The following is a 13,367-nucleotide window of genomic DNA, read 5'->3' as shown; positions in this document are numbered from 1 at the left end:
TAAGGCCAGTTAGATAAGAATTTTCGGCTAAAGCTTAAGCCCCTTTGCAAAGGGTTGCAACAACGGACGTCACAAAGCGCGGTCAAGACTGGCGCGCCATATCACCATTCGCCATTTAAGCTCTGTTTTATGCGACTTTGCTGCAAACTAACCAAAATAATGTCGTTGCCCCATGACGCAATAAAGCTTACTAGGGTTACTCTTCCAACTCAGGGATCTGGCGTAAATAAAGCAGTAATAACGTCACCATACACAGCAACATCACTTTCACCCACAGCAGTGGCACTATGGCAATGCTGATGGCAAAACTTATGCTAGTTGCCACATACGCTTTACGCTTCAATCCCCTGCGCATAGCGCGTTTGCTTTCCCAATCTCGCAAAGCATCAGCAAACCAAGGGTGGCACATTAACCATGCGTGTAAACGACTGCTCGAGCGGGCAAAACAAAACGCTGCGAGTAGGATAAATGGCACCGTTGGTAATAAAGGTACGACAATACCAATAACCCCTAATAACAAACTTATCAGGCCAACTAATAACAAAAAACCACGCTTTAGCGCCATTAACCCCTCACATAAAAAACCACTCAACAATGAGTGGTTAGTATACCTGAGTTCAGAATTGAGACTACAGCAGTTGTAGGTGCTTCAACCAAGATAAGGTGGCTGGTAATGTTGGCAGCATTAATACGAGCAAAAATCCAACAAAATAAACAATATTAAACGGGTCTTTAAACGGCTGACTCATGACTTCCTCACTCGAGATTAATGACTTATATTGATCTAGATCAATTTTCGCGGCCATTATAGTGAGATGTGCCCTCGATAGAAAGTCTTATGAGCAACAAATTAACCACGCAGGGCTAAGATAATGTTTTTATCAATCATCTCGATTAACATCTGCCGACTGCCATTGACCAACATATCACCATCCATCTGATTAAAAGTCTGTTTAAGCCACTGACAGACTTCACTAAAAGTCACACAATTACTCTGGTCTATGTAAGCCAATACCTGTGCAGTTAATGGATTTAGGTGTAAAAAGCACACCTCATCTTGTAAATCACGGTAGATGCAGAAAAAATGGGGCTGGGTACTCGGACTTAACGGGCGATAATTGGGGCTGATATGCTGCACATCATAGTGATATTGCGCCACTTGCGCCGCGACATTCAGGCACAGAGTCTCATCATCAAGCTTTGCTGGGCTAAATGAGCATTGCACAGGCAGCGAAGGCACTGTCGCCACCAGCAGCTCAAGCCATTCATAGTGTGCAAGCTCCAACATAAAGGGCGCGTCATGCTTCTTAGGTTGATATTCATGCTGTAAAAACAGCAAAAACTCTTGTGCAATTTCAATAAAGATCGGTGTTTGACAATCATGATGCACAAAAAAATCCTGCACCAGCGTATTCCAGTCATCCTCATCATATAAAGAGCAAAGTACCGGAAAGCCACTCGACACAAATCCCTTAATATTATTGAAAAATAGCTCTCTATAAATACGCATCCGGCGTTTATCAGTCCCCGGCGGTAAAGGTAAAGCGGGATCACGAATGTAATCGATAAAGGATTGCTGCACCGTTATAAAATTCATTTACGCACGCAGCTCCTGTTGTGACAAGGCCGCCGCTTGATAAGCGTGTATTTGGTTAATCTCCTGCATCAATATTTCTGTCTTGGGGATATTAAAATCGCGCTCTAATAGCGTTGGAAAGACCCCGTGGTGGGCATAGCATTGTTGCAGTAGCTGCCACACGGGTGTGATAACATCGCTGCCATGGGTATCTACCATTAAATCAACCGCCTCTTGGTAATGTCCGGCAATGTGCAAATAAGCGATACGCTCGGTGGGCATCGCCTGTAAAAAGGATAGGGCATCATATTGGTGGTTAATCGAATTAACATAAATGTTATTTACATCGAGTAATAACTGACAATCCGCCTCGCTTAATACAGCTTTGACAAACTCAAGTTCACTCATTTGACTGCCAGGGGCGGCATAAAAGGAGACATTTTCAAGAATAAATGGCCGCTCGAGTATCGACTCCACTTGCTTAATACGCCTAGCCACATGAATAACCGCTTCATCAGTAAAGGGGATTGGCATTAAATCATACAGGTGACCACTGCCAGAGCAGTAACTTAAATGCTCAGAATAAGTCTCGATTTGGTGCAAGTCTAAAAACCGTTTAACCTGTTGCACAAAATCGGTATCCAGCGGCGCAGGGCTACCAATTGAGAGTGATAATCCATGGCAGAAAAATGGGTGTTGCTCTGTCAACTGCCTAAATTGACGCCCAAACTTACCGCCTAAGGTCATCCAGTTTTCAGGCGCAACCTCAAAAAAATTGATCCCACTCGGTACCGATTGGCAAAATTCATTAAGCATCTCTCGGCGTAAGCCTAAACCAACGCTTGCTATTGCTAGTTGAGCCATAAGCTCCTCTTTATCATTAAACTCATATATAACGTCTGTGCATTAAAGAAACTAGGCCAGTAAAAGACTGGCCTAGTAATTTATAGCAAAGATGGGCGTAACCGCTGCCGTTGAGCGTATCAACATCCTAATGCAGTGAACCCCTTTACCACTCACCTTTGACACTAACTACCGCCCAAGCTACATCAAAGTAATGCTTTATAAAAAACCTATAAATCAACTAAGACAATAATTACTTATTGCCACCACATTTACCTTCTTTAGTTTTGGTCTCGCCCCCACACTTACCTTCTTTCATGGCTTTCTTTTCGGCGCCATATCGACCTTCACCACATTTGCCTTCTTGCATGGTTTTATTCATGCTTTCGCCGCATTTACCCTCTTTCATAGCCTTGTTGACGTTCTCGCCACACTTGCCCTCTTTCATAGCTTTGTTGCCGTTCTCGCCACACTTGCCCTCTTGCATGGTTTTATTCATGCTTTCATCGCTTTTACCTTCTTTAACGGCTTTCTTCATGTTTTCACCACATTTACCTTCACCGCATTTGCCTTCACCGTCGAGAAGTTGGTAACCAGCCTGCATTTCGCTATAACCAAATGGATTAGCTTGTGCTTGCGCCGCAAAAGCTGAACCGACACAAACAGTACCTAAAGCAACAGCGACCGCAGTTTGTTTAACTAATTTCATAATCTTTTCCTTCCTTCATCCAATGGTATGCAATTGGTTGCCAACTCCATAATGTTGCCGGCTCGTATCATATGACCTGACACCATCGCATTTTATTGCAAAAACTTATCATGCATCACAGTTATGATACAAATGCTATGCTAGTACAGCTCAATTTATCACCACTTAAATATAATCACAGTTGGGCATGCTCGCTTTATTTTTGTAACTCCCCTAGCCATGGCGTAGAATGAGCGCCCTTTAAACTGCTGCGTACCATTGATGCTCACGTGGCGGAATAACAACCGGCACTGGTACCAAACCATGCCACCTGTAACATCCTTAATACGATGCTCATAAGAGAGAGAACCGAGTCAATGCGAGTAATTTTGGCCCCTATGGAAGGTGTTGCTGATGCACCTATGCGTGCGTTACTTACAGCTGTAGGCGGCTATGACATGGTGATAAGCGAGTTTATTCGCGTCGTCGACCAACTGCTGCCAGAAAAAGTGTTCTATCGACTGTGCGCCGAATTAAAATATCAATGTCATACCGAAGCGGGTACGCCTGTGAGGTTACAACTATTGGGGCAACACCCTAATTGGATGGCTGAAAATGCGCTTAGGGCCATTGAACTGGGCTCTCGTGGTGTCGATATTAACTATGGCTGTCCTGCGCCTATGGTTAACCGCAGCAATGGCGGCGCCGCGCTCTTAAAAGAGCCCGAAACCATTTATCAGGTGACGAAAGCGGTGCGAGACGCGGTGCCGTTAGATAAACCGGTATCGGCTAAGATCCGTCTGGGCTGGGATGATAAAAGCCGTTGTATTGAGATTGCACAGGCCATTGAAGCCGCTGGCGCTACCGAGCTCACAATACACGCTCGCACTAAAGAGGAGGCATACCGACCTCCTGCGCATTGGCACTATATTCAAAAAATCAAACAGGCGACTACCCTGCCCATTATCGCCAATGGCGAAATTTGGAGCCGTGAAGATTACCTTAATTGCAAAGAGGCCAGTGGTTGTGATGATGTGATGCTTGGCCGCGGAGCATTGACTGTGCCCAATCTGGCCCATGTTGTTAAAGGCAACCAATTACCAATGACATGGCCCGAGGTAAAAGCGCTACTGATCCAATATTCAGAGTTTGAAATTGTCAGCGAAAAAGAGAAATATTACCCCGCTCGCATAAAACAGTGGCTGAGATTTATTGCCCGTCATTACGTAGAAGGTGAAGCCTTATTTTTACAGGTTAGAGTGCTAAAAAATACTGCTGAAATCCTATCGCTACTGCGTAGCAGCTAGCGTGATCCACAGGTAAGCTGGCAACGACAGATACAGCGCGCTCGATTAGTGTCGATATTTAACAAAATATCACTCACTTTTGATCTTCGTCATAGTCAAGTTGAGTCAGCGGTTTAGACTGGTTACCTAACACGATTAAACTAGGCAATGATTTGTGAGCAGATCCTATATCAGACATGAACTGTCAGAGCTTGAAGCTAATCTCAGGGAAGAGTTAGGCCAACTGCTAGCGCTACACCAGCTATCGATTGATAGTGAGACACTCTCGTTATCGGCATTGATCGATGCCTTAACCGCAGCAAAACTCTGTGATGAGCCATTATTTATACAACTTACCCAGCTCGATGCGGCAATTTGCCAGCTCGATATTGGTCTCTATGGCTTATGCGCCGACTGTGAGGCAGACATAGAAGCGCAGCGCTTAACCCTCAACCCGCTGGAGCAGCGTTGTCAACAATGTGCGGCAGAACACGCCCACGAACATCGTCACGAGCTCAGGCTAACTCACTGACAACATTAGCGTTAACCAAATGTTAGCGCTACTTTTTCAGCCTGCTATTTTAGCTCGAACCAAGCGTCACATTGGCAAAATAGATGGCGCATTTTCCTTCATGGGATGAGTAGTAACTGACCAATAACTCATCACCTTGCTGCACAATGCCAGCATAACTGGTATCACCACCCGATGGAAACCTCAAACGCTCAACCACAGTGCCTGTATTTAATTCAATTTCCACCAACGATGTCCGCACTAGGTTGTCATATAGACGCACAATGGCGTACAACCGCTGCCGGTAGATAAAACTTACTGGTCCGCCTACACGTTTGTCTAATACCCGCCACTGCCAGTGAGTATAGGGCGCTGTTGATTGCCCTAACAACGCCCGTTCATCGGTTTGCCACAGTGGATCTCGGCGTAATAAGCAGTAGGCAACGCCTTGTTCATCAATGCTTAATCCCGCCTCATTGACATATCCAGCCCGACTCAAGTGACTAACTAAGGGTTGCCAGTCGAGCAATGCATCCTCGGCAAGCTGTGCTTGGTAAAGCCGTACATAACCATCATGTTCATCGGCATAATAGGCAATGCCAAGTAAGCGATGTTGATGGGCAGTAATGCGCCATAACCATTCATCTTGACCGCCCACAGCCACGGGCTTAGACCAAGTGCTGCCATCATGAGAATACCAATAATAAGATTGAATGCGCGGCGAGCTGCCTTTGGCGAAGGTCGCACCGCTAAACAGATACAGTTGCCCCTCAAACACCACCAACTTGGCATCACGTAGATCGGCATCGCTATGGGTTAATGTTGCCACTAAGTTCCAAGTGACACCTGCATCAGGTGATGCTAACACCCGAATCATGCCATCGGGCGAGACATGTGCACTGCCCTCTCTAAAGGCACAATACAGCCGCTGTTTAAACAAGGTGAGGTCGCTAAAGGCATTATGTGATCCCTTGTCCCAGATGTTCTTGACCCAATTTAATCTCATCGCCATGGCATACCCTTCATTACCTTTATCACGTCCACCATTAAGCGTGAACCGCGCGATAAGTGCAACCATCACCGACTCAACGGCACAGGCAAATAGATGCCAAGATAGTAAACGTCACGCCATCACCACGACTGCTCAAGCTTGCCCCTCAAGCTGCCTAAACCTCATACCTAAATCTCATAGATATACCTGCATGAGTGATAAAGCCGCATGAGTGAATTTTTATCGTTCAAACATAAAATGGTAAGCATAGAATGGTAAAAATAACGCGGTAAAAAAATGCACCATGAAACGGCTTAGCAAGGTCCAGGCGAAACTCTATTTGCAAGCTGATGACTATGCAGAACGACCAGCAACTCAGCTGAATAAAGTTGAATCAGCAAGTAAAAGACTAAGTGAAGTCATCACAATCGAATCATGAATTAAAGGAGGAATGAAATGATGAGTGGAATGATGAGTGGAATGATGACCAGCATCAGGGTTAATGGGCTGATGCCACATGGCAAGTACAAAAAAAGCCGCGTAGGCGGCTTTTTGTAAGCGTCTTATGCTGCATATTTTATATAAAGCAAAATAACGCAATTATGATGAATGTTGTTAGGCCATAAGTGAAATAGTAAAAATGCTTTTCAAGCATGTGTCATATATAAAAAATTTTATAAACAACACACTAAATGTAAAAACATCATAATTCAACAATATAGCCAAGCGACTGAATATACACCCAAACGGCGTACATTCAGTCACACGACATAGTGTGAGGCTCGTCATTATGCCTCAGTGCTCACCAGCTCACTTTAAGTGCGTTGGCGAGGTGTCTTACCCGCAGTGGTCTTGTGCTTGCGCACCGCACGGCGGATCTTGGCGCTTTTCACTTTAGAGCGGGCAACACTGTGTTTATCGGTACCCATTAAGGTACGGGTCTCTTCTTCGAGACCGGCTAATTTACGTAGGTAGTTAACCTGTTCAATCGGCAATTCTACCCAACCACCACGTGGCAGTGTCTTTGGCAGCTCAATCATACCGTAACGAATACGGATCAAACGGCTAACCTGCACCTCTTGAGATTCCCACAAGCGGCGCACTTCACGGTTACGGCCTTCAGCCAGTGACACATGCCACCACTTATTCATGCCTTCGCCGCCCGCAGGCTTTACTTTATCAAAGTGAGCAGGGCCGTCTTCAAGAGTCACCCCATTACGAAGGCGCTGAATAACAGCGTCAGACACTTCACCAAAAGTACGCACCGCATATTCACGCTCAACTTCGTGTGACGGATGCATGAGGCGATTAGCCAATTCACCGTCAGAAGTAAACAGCAACAACCCAGAGGTGTTGATATCTAAACGACCCACTGCCACCCAACGTGAATCACGCGTACGAGGCAAACGGTCAAATACCGTTGGACGTCCTTCGGGATCTTTACGACTGCAAATCTCACCTTCAGGCTTATGATAAGCAATCACACGACAGACTAAATCTTCTTCAGATTTAACCGATACGCTGCGGCCATCGATACGCACTTTGGCATCAGCTTCGATACGATCGCCAAGCTTGGCAATTTCACCGTCAATACTAACTCGACCTGCAGCAATCCATGCCTCCATCTCACGACGGGAGCCATGGCCTGCACGGGCCAAGACTTTCTGCAATTTTTCACTCATTAGTAGACTCTTTATTAAATTGTATTTTTAAAGCAAGGAGTTATACCACCTCACTATTGTATATTCTGTTGCCATGTACACACTGATGTACACAATTTCAAAAGTGGTCTAATTATACGTGCTAAGTTTCTGACACGCAAAATAACAATGTTAAACGACCGTTTAATTTCAAAGCATTTAACCGTGTAAAGAGCCGATACTATTGTTTGTATTGCTTGTAGCGATATATACGGCCTCATATTTCATATTTCGAGGGCGGTTCAGCCCCGTAGGTACGGGGAACACCCGGTGCAGCAAATTTATGGTTGCCCCGATTACGGTTCAGCCCCGTAGGTACGGGGAACACCATATTGAGTCAGTAGATAGCGCGGACGAGTGCGGTTCAGCCCCGTAGGTACGGGGAACACTGGTTAAGGCCATGAAGGCAAAGGTGGGTAACCGGTTCAGCCCCGTAGGTACGGGGAACACGCGATCAGCGTATATTAGAATTTTCTAAGCTGCGGTTCAGCCCCGTAGGTACGGGGAACACGTAAGCAAGGGTTTGTTGATAAATTCAGACGGCGGTTCAGCCCCGTAGGTACGGGGAACACTTGCGATACCATTAGATATAACAGTTGCATGGCGGTTCAGCCCCGTAGGTACGGGGAACACTGTCTTTTATGAATTCATTGAACTGTTCAACGCGGTTCAGCCCCGTAGGTACGGGGAACACAGTGGCTCAAACATACGGTATTAGCACTAAGACGGTTCAGCCCCGTAGGTACGGGGAACACGTAAGCAAGGGTTTGTTGATAAATTCAGACGGCGGTTCAGCCCCGTAGGTACGGGGAACACTTGCGATACCATTAGATATAACAGTTGCATGGCGGTTCAGCCCCGTAGGTACGGGGAACACTAATGTATTGGGTGACTAGCATCGAAGTCCTACGGTTCAGCCCCGTAGGTACGGGGAACACTGTCTTTTATGAATTCATTGAACTGTTCAACGCGGTTCAGCCCCGTAGGTACGGGGAACACAGTGGCTCAAACATACGGTATTAGCACTAAGACGGTTCAGCCCCGTAGGTACGGGGAACACAATAATCAAAGCTGACAATTACTACAAGATAGCGGTTCAGCCCCGTAGGTACGGGGAACACCTTAGCTCAAACCGCCCATGACAGCCAAGACCCGGTTCAGCCCCGTAGGTACGGGGAACACGGTTTCTAAATCATGCAATTGATCTCGTAAAACGGTTCAGCCCCGTAGGTACGGGGAACACGGCTATTCTGATTCGCTACAGTCAGCGCAAAACGGTTCAGCCCCGTAGGTACGGGGAACACTAAATATTTCCTTATTTTCCATGTTATTTCAGCGGTTCAGCCCCGTAGGTACGGGGAACACGATGGCGGTAAAAAGTGTTTTTAGGTAAAAGACGGTTCAGCCCCGTAGGTACGGGGAACACGATTACCCAGTTGAAGGAGGCAGCATAATGGGCGGTTCAGCCCCGTAGGTACGGGGAACACCATGTGAATGATTTGGCAGATTACATAGATGGCGGTTCAGCCCCGTAGGTACGGGGAACACTTAATCAACCGCTGCTTTTTCAGCTTCACATGCGGTTCAGCCCCGTAGGTACGGGGAACACTCTAATTGCGTTTCAGATAAAACAGTCTCGGCCGGTTCAGCCCCGTAGGTACGGGGAACACTTCACCGACGGCGACAATGCTAAATGCCCTAACGGTTCAGCCCCGTAGGTACGGGGAACACGGAATAACTCAACTGGATTATTGGTCATGTATCTGGTTCAGCCCCGTAGGTACGGGGAACACAGCTCATGTTTGGGTGCGGTGGCGAATAACGCCGGTTCAGCCCCGTAGGTACGGGGAACACTAAAATAGTGCCCGTACCCTCAACACTAACCGCGGTTCAGCCCCGTAGGTACGGGGAACACCGGCAGATAGCGATCTATACATATTTAGCCCTCGGTTCAGCCCCGTAGGTACGGGGAACACGCAAAGTTCACTAATGAGTTGTTTTACGTCATCGGTTCAGCCCCGTAGGTACGGGGAACACAACCTTTATTTCGTTTTTAACGTCTGCGATCCCGGTTCAGCCCCGTAGGTACGGGGAACACGACTCCCTCGCTGCAATTACCTCTGACACTTCCGGTTCAGCCCCGTAGGTACGGGGAACACAGGTGTGAACCTCTGCAATAATTCCGCGTGCGCGGTTCAGCCCCGTAGGTACGGGGAACACTAACCTTTTTTGCTTTTGCCGATTTAGATAGACGGTTCAGCCCCGTAGGTACGGGGAACACTTAGCCGACAACTCTTTTAGATTGCTAATGAGCGGTTCAGCCCCGTAGGTACGGGGAACACTTAAAGACCTCGGTCTTTTTCAGGCTAAACAGCGGTTCAGCCCCGTAGGTACGGGGAACACATCCACAGATTGCCTCTGCAATAAATGGCAATCGGTTCAGCCCCGTAGGTACGGGGAACACGAATCAGCGCCTTTTCCTGATCCATCACCCGACGGTTCAGCCCCGTAGGTACGGGGAACACGAATCAGCGCCTTTTCCTGGTCCATCACCCGACGGTTCAGCCCCGTAGGTACGGGGAACACACTAATGAGTTGTTTTACATCATTTTTCCAAGCGGTTCAGCCCCGTAGGTACGGGGAACACTTATTGGCAAGCTTTTGTGCCTGTGATAGTGACGGTTCAGCCCCGTAGGTACGGGGAACACTGAGAAGCACTCAGTGGCTGCCTGTTGAGAGAAGGTTCAGCCCCGTAGGTACGGGGAACACAGCAATTAGATTCAGTAAGAGCTGCTGAGTCACGGTTCAGCCCCGTAGGTACGGGGAACACGGTGCTAGTGCTATCTCAGGTTTCTTAGCTGGCGGTTCAGCCCCGTAGGTACGGGGAACACAGCATCACAGCTACCATACAACTCACTATATGCGGTTCAGCCCCGTAGGTACGGGGAACACGGCCGTGGTTAAATCTGGCACTTCACCGGTTACGGTTCAGCCCCGTAGGTACGGGGAACACTCTAAATATACATGATTGTTTCCAAAGAAAAAATCATCCTTACAAAAATCCACCATATTTTTAAAGAACGTCAAGATAGTTCACAAAAAGCTCTATTTAGCCTTTCATTTAGCTTCTTCTACTTTAAATTTAACTAGCCTTAATCCATCAAAATCAATCGACTCTCTACGATTTTCGCCATAAGTAATAAAATCAAAGCCCGATTCTGTGTTCGTTGCCCATGCCATCACTGCATTACCTTGTTCAGCCAATTCAGTGACCTGATGCCAAATCATTTCTCTAATTCTGCGGCCTACATCGCCAACATATACACCAGCTCTTATCTCAAGTAACCATACCGCTAAGCGTCCCCTTAGTCTTGGTGGAACAGCTTCTGTTACGACAATACACATACTCATTAGAATTCCTTAACTTGTACGATGCCCCTCATCACCAAATGACGTTGGTTCTGGCAAAGCTGGTGGTTGCGCATCTTCATATGGCTTTGGAGGGACTATCTCTCCCGCATTTAATACTTCTTCTATTAAGGGGATAAGTCGCTGTAATGTTCTATCTTTTCTAAAAGCTTCACGACATGCGATACGAACTTCTCTATCTGGCTGTTTAGGCCTTTTGCTGGCGACTTTAAATGCCGCAGGTACTACGGTGTCAAACTTGATAATGTCAGCAATATCATAAACAAACGAAAGTGGCTTGCCTGAATGTAAAAAGCCAATCGCGGGAGCATATCCCGCGGCCAATATCGCTGCTTCAGTTACGCCATATAAACACGATGTTGCGGCACTGATACATTGATTAATTACATCTCCGGCTTGCCAATCTTTAGGGTTATACCGCCTTCCCTGCCACTCAATTTCATATTGCTTGGCTAGTAGCTCATAAGTTTTGCGAACCCTCGCACCTTCAATGCCACGCAGCTGATCCACACTCCTTCGTTCAGGTGCAGGTTCACCAAACCGTAGCTCAAACATTTTACGCACCACCTTGAGCCTTAAATTTTCATCCAATGCTAATTTTGCTTGGTAAAGTAATTTGTCTGAACGTGCACCTCCGGGTTGCCCTACCGAATAAAGCCTCACGCCCGCTTCACCCACCCAAATCAATAATGTACCAGTAGTCGCAGCCAATTTAACCGCAGCGTGACTGATTCGAGTTCCCGGTTCAAGCATGATGCAAACAACTGAACCAACAGGAATATGCATACGCTCACCGTTAACTTCATCAATAACTACAAAAGCACCATCTCGAACATCTATGCGCCCCATACCAACAAATATCATAGAGTGGCGGTCTTTGATTGGTATGGGTTTTAAAGGAATAAAAGCCATGATTAACGCCTTAGCTAATCCGGCGGATCAACATCAAACCGCAGCCCATGGCTTTTGCCCGGCCAAACCCCTTTTGGTATTGTTGCATAAATACTTCAGGATCTTTCACCGTTAATAACCCTTCAAAATCAACACTTGAGAATTGTATTTTCAGGCCTGAGCGTTTATTACTATGGTGCCGGTTATAGGCCATGATATGAGGCAGGCTATCAAGCGCTACCCCCCATTGTGCTAAGCGTTTTTCATCAGCAAGCCAATGGATAGCGGCGTGATCCATTATACTTTTAAGCTGTTCAGCATTTTTCGCATGATGTTGGTTTTGTCGTTTAGCATGCATTAATACGTCATGGCGCTGGCTTTTGCCCTCTTTTGGCGTAATACAAATGGTTGGATTAACCCGCAATTTAAACGCCAAACGGCTGCCAGCCATTAATTGCGGTGTAAAGGCTTTACTCTCAATGGTAAATAACGGTGTGGGAGTGGGTTGTTTTTTAGATAAAACAAAAAACTGTGGTTGACCAAAATCATCCTGCTCTTCTCGATACACAAATTCCCTTTCCTTTTCGTTAGGAAATAATTGCCAAAGCAATTGATGCGAAGCATATACCCCATTTTGGCTTAACTTAGCCAATTCAGCACCCGCCTGCACAGTAGGCAGTAACTGCACTTTAGATAGGTACATTCACGTCCTCCTTTAGTGAAATTTGATGCATTTCACGTTGTTTGAATTGCCAGCGTTCTCGGCTAATTGGGTCATCCCATGGGTGCGTCGTTAATACGGCATCACTGGTAAACTCGGCCTTATCCCCTTCCCAAAAATAACTGACCCAACCATTGGCCTTTAACCATAAATTATCTTCTTTGAGCGAGCGGGTCAGCGCCGGGAACTCCGTATCTAGTGCCTGTTTCAGCGCAGCTGTTTGCACCAATGTTGGCTTAAGTGGTAACGCTGGCGGGCACGATTTTCGGCCTAAACTTAGGCTGTACACTGGTTTTAGCAATGCTTGTTGCAACATGGCTAAGGTATATTTAGCGTCTTTAGATAGCGATATCGCCACTATCCACACACCATCACAGCGGTAATCACGGCTTGATAAAATCGTATTCAATTTAGAATTCGGTTCCCTCAACTCACTTTTGCGTGTGCGAAACACCACTTTATTACTTGCACTAGGCACTTGCGCCGTGTGGTAATCACGTAGCAAAGTACTAGGTACCGTTTGCTTAACAGCGGTTAATACCGATTGCTGCAAAGCTTCAAGCTGCTCGCGTTGGTCGCGCTGAATACCCAGGGCTGCACCAAGCAACCCTAAAATAGCCGAACGAGTAGGTTGTAAGCCTGTGGGCCTATCACCGCCTACTGCGGCTTGCCCCCAACTGGCAAGGGGGGCATAGAGTCGAAATACCAAATAATCTTTCATGCCGCCTCCC

The 13,367-nt window shown here is 46.7% G+C and carries 12 protein-coding genes and 1 CRISPR repeat array; of the genes, 2 read left to right on the top strand and 10 right to left on the bottom strand.

Going from position 1 to position 13,367, the window contains the following annotated elements; translation table 11 throughout:
• Positions 1-196: 196 nt before the first annotated feature.
• The 4 genes from AC0VXX_RS08095 to AC0VXX_RS08080 all read right to left on the bottom strand — a co-directional run bounded on the left by AC0VXX_RS08095 (position 197) and on the right by AC0VXX_RS08080 (position 3,128).
• Positions 197-565, bottom strand: a complete 369-nt coding sequence (locus AC0VXX_RS08095) for a YbaN family protein (protein WP_475516690.1) — start codon at positions 563-565, stop codon at positions 197-199.
• Between the two features lie 285 nt (positions 566-850).
• Positions 851-1,597, bottom strand: coding sequence for an HvfC family RiPP maturation protein (locus AC0VXX_RS08090; protein WP_475516689.1), 747 nt, complete (start codon positions 1,595-1,597; stop codon positions 851-853).
• Complete coding sequence (locus tag AC0VXX_RS08085) at positions 1,598-2,440, bottom strand: HvfB family MNIO-type RiPP peptide maturase (protein ID WP_475516688.1); 843 nt, start codon at positions 2,438-2,440, stop codon at positions 1,598-1,600.
• Between the two features lie 232 nt (positions 2,441-2,672).
• Positions 2,673-3,128 carry an HvfA family oxazolone/thioamide-modified RiPP metallophore gene (locus AC0VXX_RS08080; RefSeq protein ID WP_475516687.1) on the bottom strand — a complete coding sequence of 152 codons (456 nt, stop codon included), beginning with the start codon at positions 3,126-3,128 and terminating at the stop codon, positions 2,673-2,675.
• Between the two features lie 356 nt (positions 3,129-3,484).
• Between AC0VXX_RS08080 and dusC the strand changes: the two genes are divergently transcribed.
• On the top strand, positions 3,485-4,414 hold the full coding sequence (gene dusC, locus AC0VXX_RS08075; protein ID WP_475516686.1) for a tRNA dihydrouridine(16) synthase DusC: 930 nt from the start codon (positions 3,485-3,487) through the stop codon (positions 4,412-4,414).
• A gap of 154 nt (positions 4,415-4,568) precedes the next feature.
• Complete coding sequence (locus AC0VXX_RS08070) at positions 4,569-4,925, top strand: TraR/DksA C4-type zinc finger protein (protein ID WP_475516685.1); 357 nt, start codon at positions 4,569-4,571, stop codon at positions 4,923-4,925.
• Positions 4,926-4,974: 49 nt separating this feature from the next.
• Here the strand turns inward: AC0VXX_RS08070 and AC0VXX_RS08065 are convergent, their stop codons facing one another.
• The 6 genes from AC0VXX_RS08065 to cas5e all read right to left on the bottom strand — a co-directional run bounded on the left by AC0VXX_RS08065 (position 4,975) and on the right by cas5e (position 13,357).
• Positions 4,975-5,982, bottom strand: a complete 1,008-nt coding sequence (locus tag AC0VXX_RS08065; protein ID WP_475516684.1) for a sialidase family protein — start codon at positions 5,980-5,982, stop codon at positions 4,975-4,977.
• Positions 5,983-6,710: 728 nt separating this feature from the next.
• Positions 6,711-7,577, bottom strand: coding sequence for a 23S rRNA pseudouridine(2605) synthase RluB (gene rluB / locus AC0VXX_RS08060; RefSeq protein WP_110458064.1), 867 nt, complete (start codon positions 7,575-7,577; stop codon positions 6,711-6,713).
• Between the two features lie 256 nt (positions 7,578-7,833).
• Positions 7,834-10,608: direct repeats of the CRISPR family, unit length 29 nt; unit sequence CGGTTCAGCCCCGTAGGTACGGGGAACAC.
• Positions 10,609-10,712: 104 nt separating this feature from the next.
• Complete coding sequence (gene cas2e, locus AC0VXX_RS08055; protein ID WP_475516683.1) at positions 10,713-11,006, bottom strand: type I-E CRISPR-associated endoribonuclease Cas2e; 294 nt, start codon at positions 11,004-11,006, stop codon at positions 10,713-10,715.
• Positions 11,007-11,015: 9 nt separating this feature from the next.
• Positions 11,016-11,936 carry a type I-E CRISPR-associated endonuclease Cas1e gene (gene cas1e / locus AC0VXX_RS08050; protein ID WP_475516682.1) on the bottom strand — a complete coding sequence of 307 codons (921 nt, stop codon included), beginning with the start codon at positions 11,934-11,936 and terminating at the stop codon, positions 11,016-11,018.
• A 10-nt stretch (positions 11,937-11,946) separates the two neighbouring features.
• On the bottom strand, positions 11,947-12,618 hold the full coding sequence (gene cas6e, locus AC0VXX_RS08045; RefSeq protein WP_475516681.1) for a type I-E CRISPR-associated protein Cas6/Cse3/CasE: 672 nt from the start codon (positions 12,616-12,618) through the stop codon (positions 11,947-11,949).
• Complete coding sequence (cas5e, locus tag AC0VXX_RS08040) at positions 12,605-13,357, bottom strand: type I-E CRISPR-associated protein Cas5/CasD (RefSeq protein WP_475516680.1); 753 nt, start codon at positions 13,355-13,357, stop codon at positions 12,605-12,607. The genes cas6e and cas5e overlap by 14 nt, the downstream gene beginning before the upstream one ends.
• Positions 13,358-13,367: the final 10 nt, after the last annotated feature.

It is taken from the genome of Shewanella sp. QJM3NY_23 (genome assembly GCF_056173105.1).
The sequence above is the reverse complement of the archived record's forward strand: the minus strand, read 5'-3'. Positions and strand labels throughout refer to the sequence as shown.

Bases quoted from the DNA above. Each gene is read 5' to 3' on its own strand.
- AC0VXX_RS08095 (WP_475516690.1), bottom strand. From the start codon at position 565: ATGGCGCTAAAGCGTGGTTTTTTGTTATTAGTTGGCCTGATAAGTTTG.
- AC0VXX_RS08090 (WP_475516689.1), bottom strand. From the start codon at position 1,597: ATGAATTTTATAACGGTGCAGCAATCCTTTATCGATTACATTCGTGAT.
- AC0VXX_RS08085 (WP_475516688.1), bottom strand. From the start codon at position 2,440: ATGGCTCAACTAGCAATAGCAAGCGTTGGTTTAGGCTTACGCCGAGAG.
- AC0VXX_RS08080 (WP_475516687.1), bottom strand. From the start codon at position 3,128: ATGAAATTAGTTAAACAAACTGCGGTCGCTGTTGCTTTAGGTACTGTT.
- dusC (WP_475516686.1), top strand. From the start codon at position 3,485: ATGCGAGTAATTTTGGCCCCTATGGAAGGTGTTGCTGATGCACCTATG.
- AC0VXX_RS08065 (WP_475516684.1), bottom strand. From the start codon at position 5,982: ATGGTTGCACTTATCGCGCGGTTCACGCTTAATGGTGGACGTGATAAA.
- rluB (WP_110458064.1), bottom strand. From the start codon at position 7,577: ATGAGTGAAAAATTGCAGAAAGTCTTGGCCCGTGCAGGCCATGGCTCC.
- cas2e (WP_475516683.1), bottom strand. From the start codon at position 11,006: ATGAGTATGTGTATTGTCGTAACAGAAGCTGTTCCACCAAGACTAAGG.
- cas1e (WP_475516682.1), bottom strand. From the start codon at position 11,936: ATGGCTTTTATTCCTTTAAAACCCATACCAATCAAAGACCGCCACTCT.
- cas6e (WP_475516681.1), bottom strand. From the start codon at position 12,618: ATGTACCTATCTAAAGTGCAGTTACTGCCTACTGTGCAGGCGGGTGCT.
- cas5e (WP_475516680.1), bottom strand. From the start codon at position 13,357: ATGAAAGATTATTTGGTATTTCGACTCTATGCCCCCCTTGCCAGTTGG.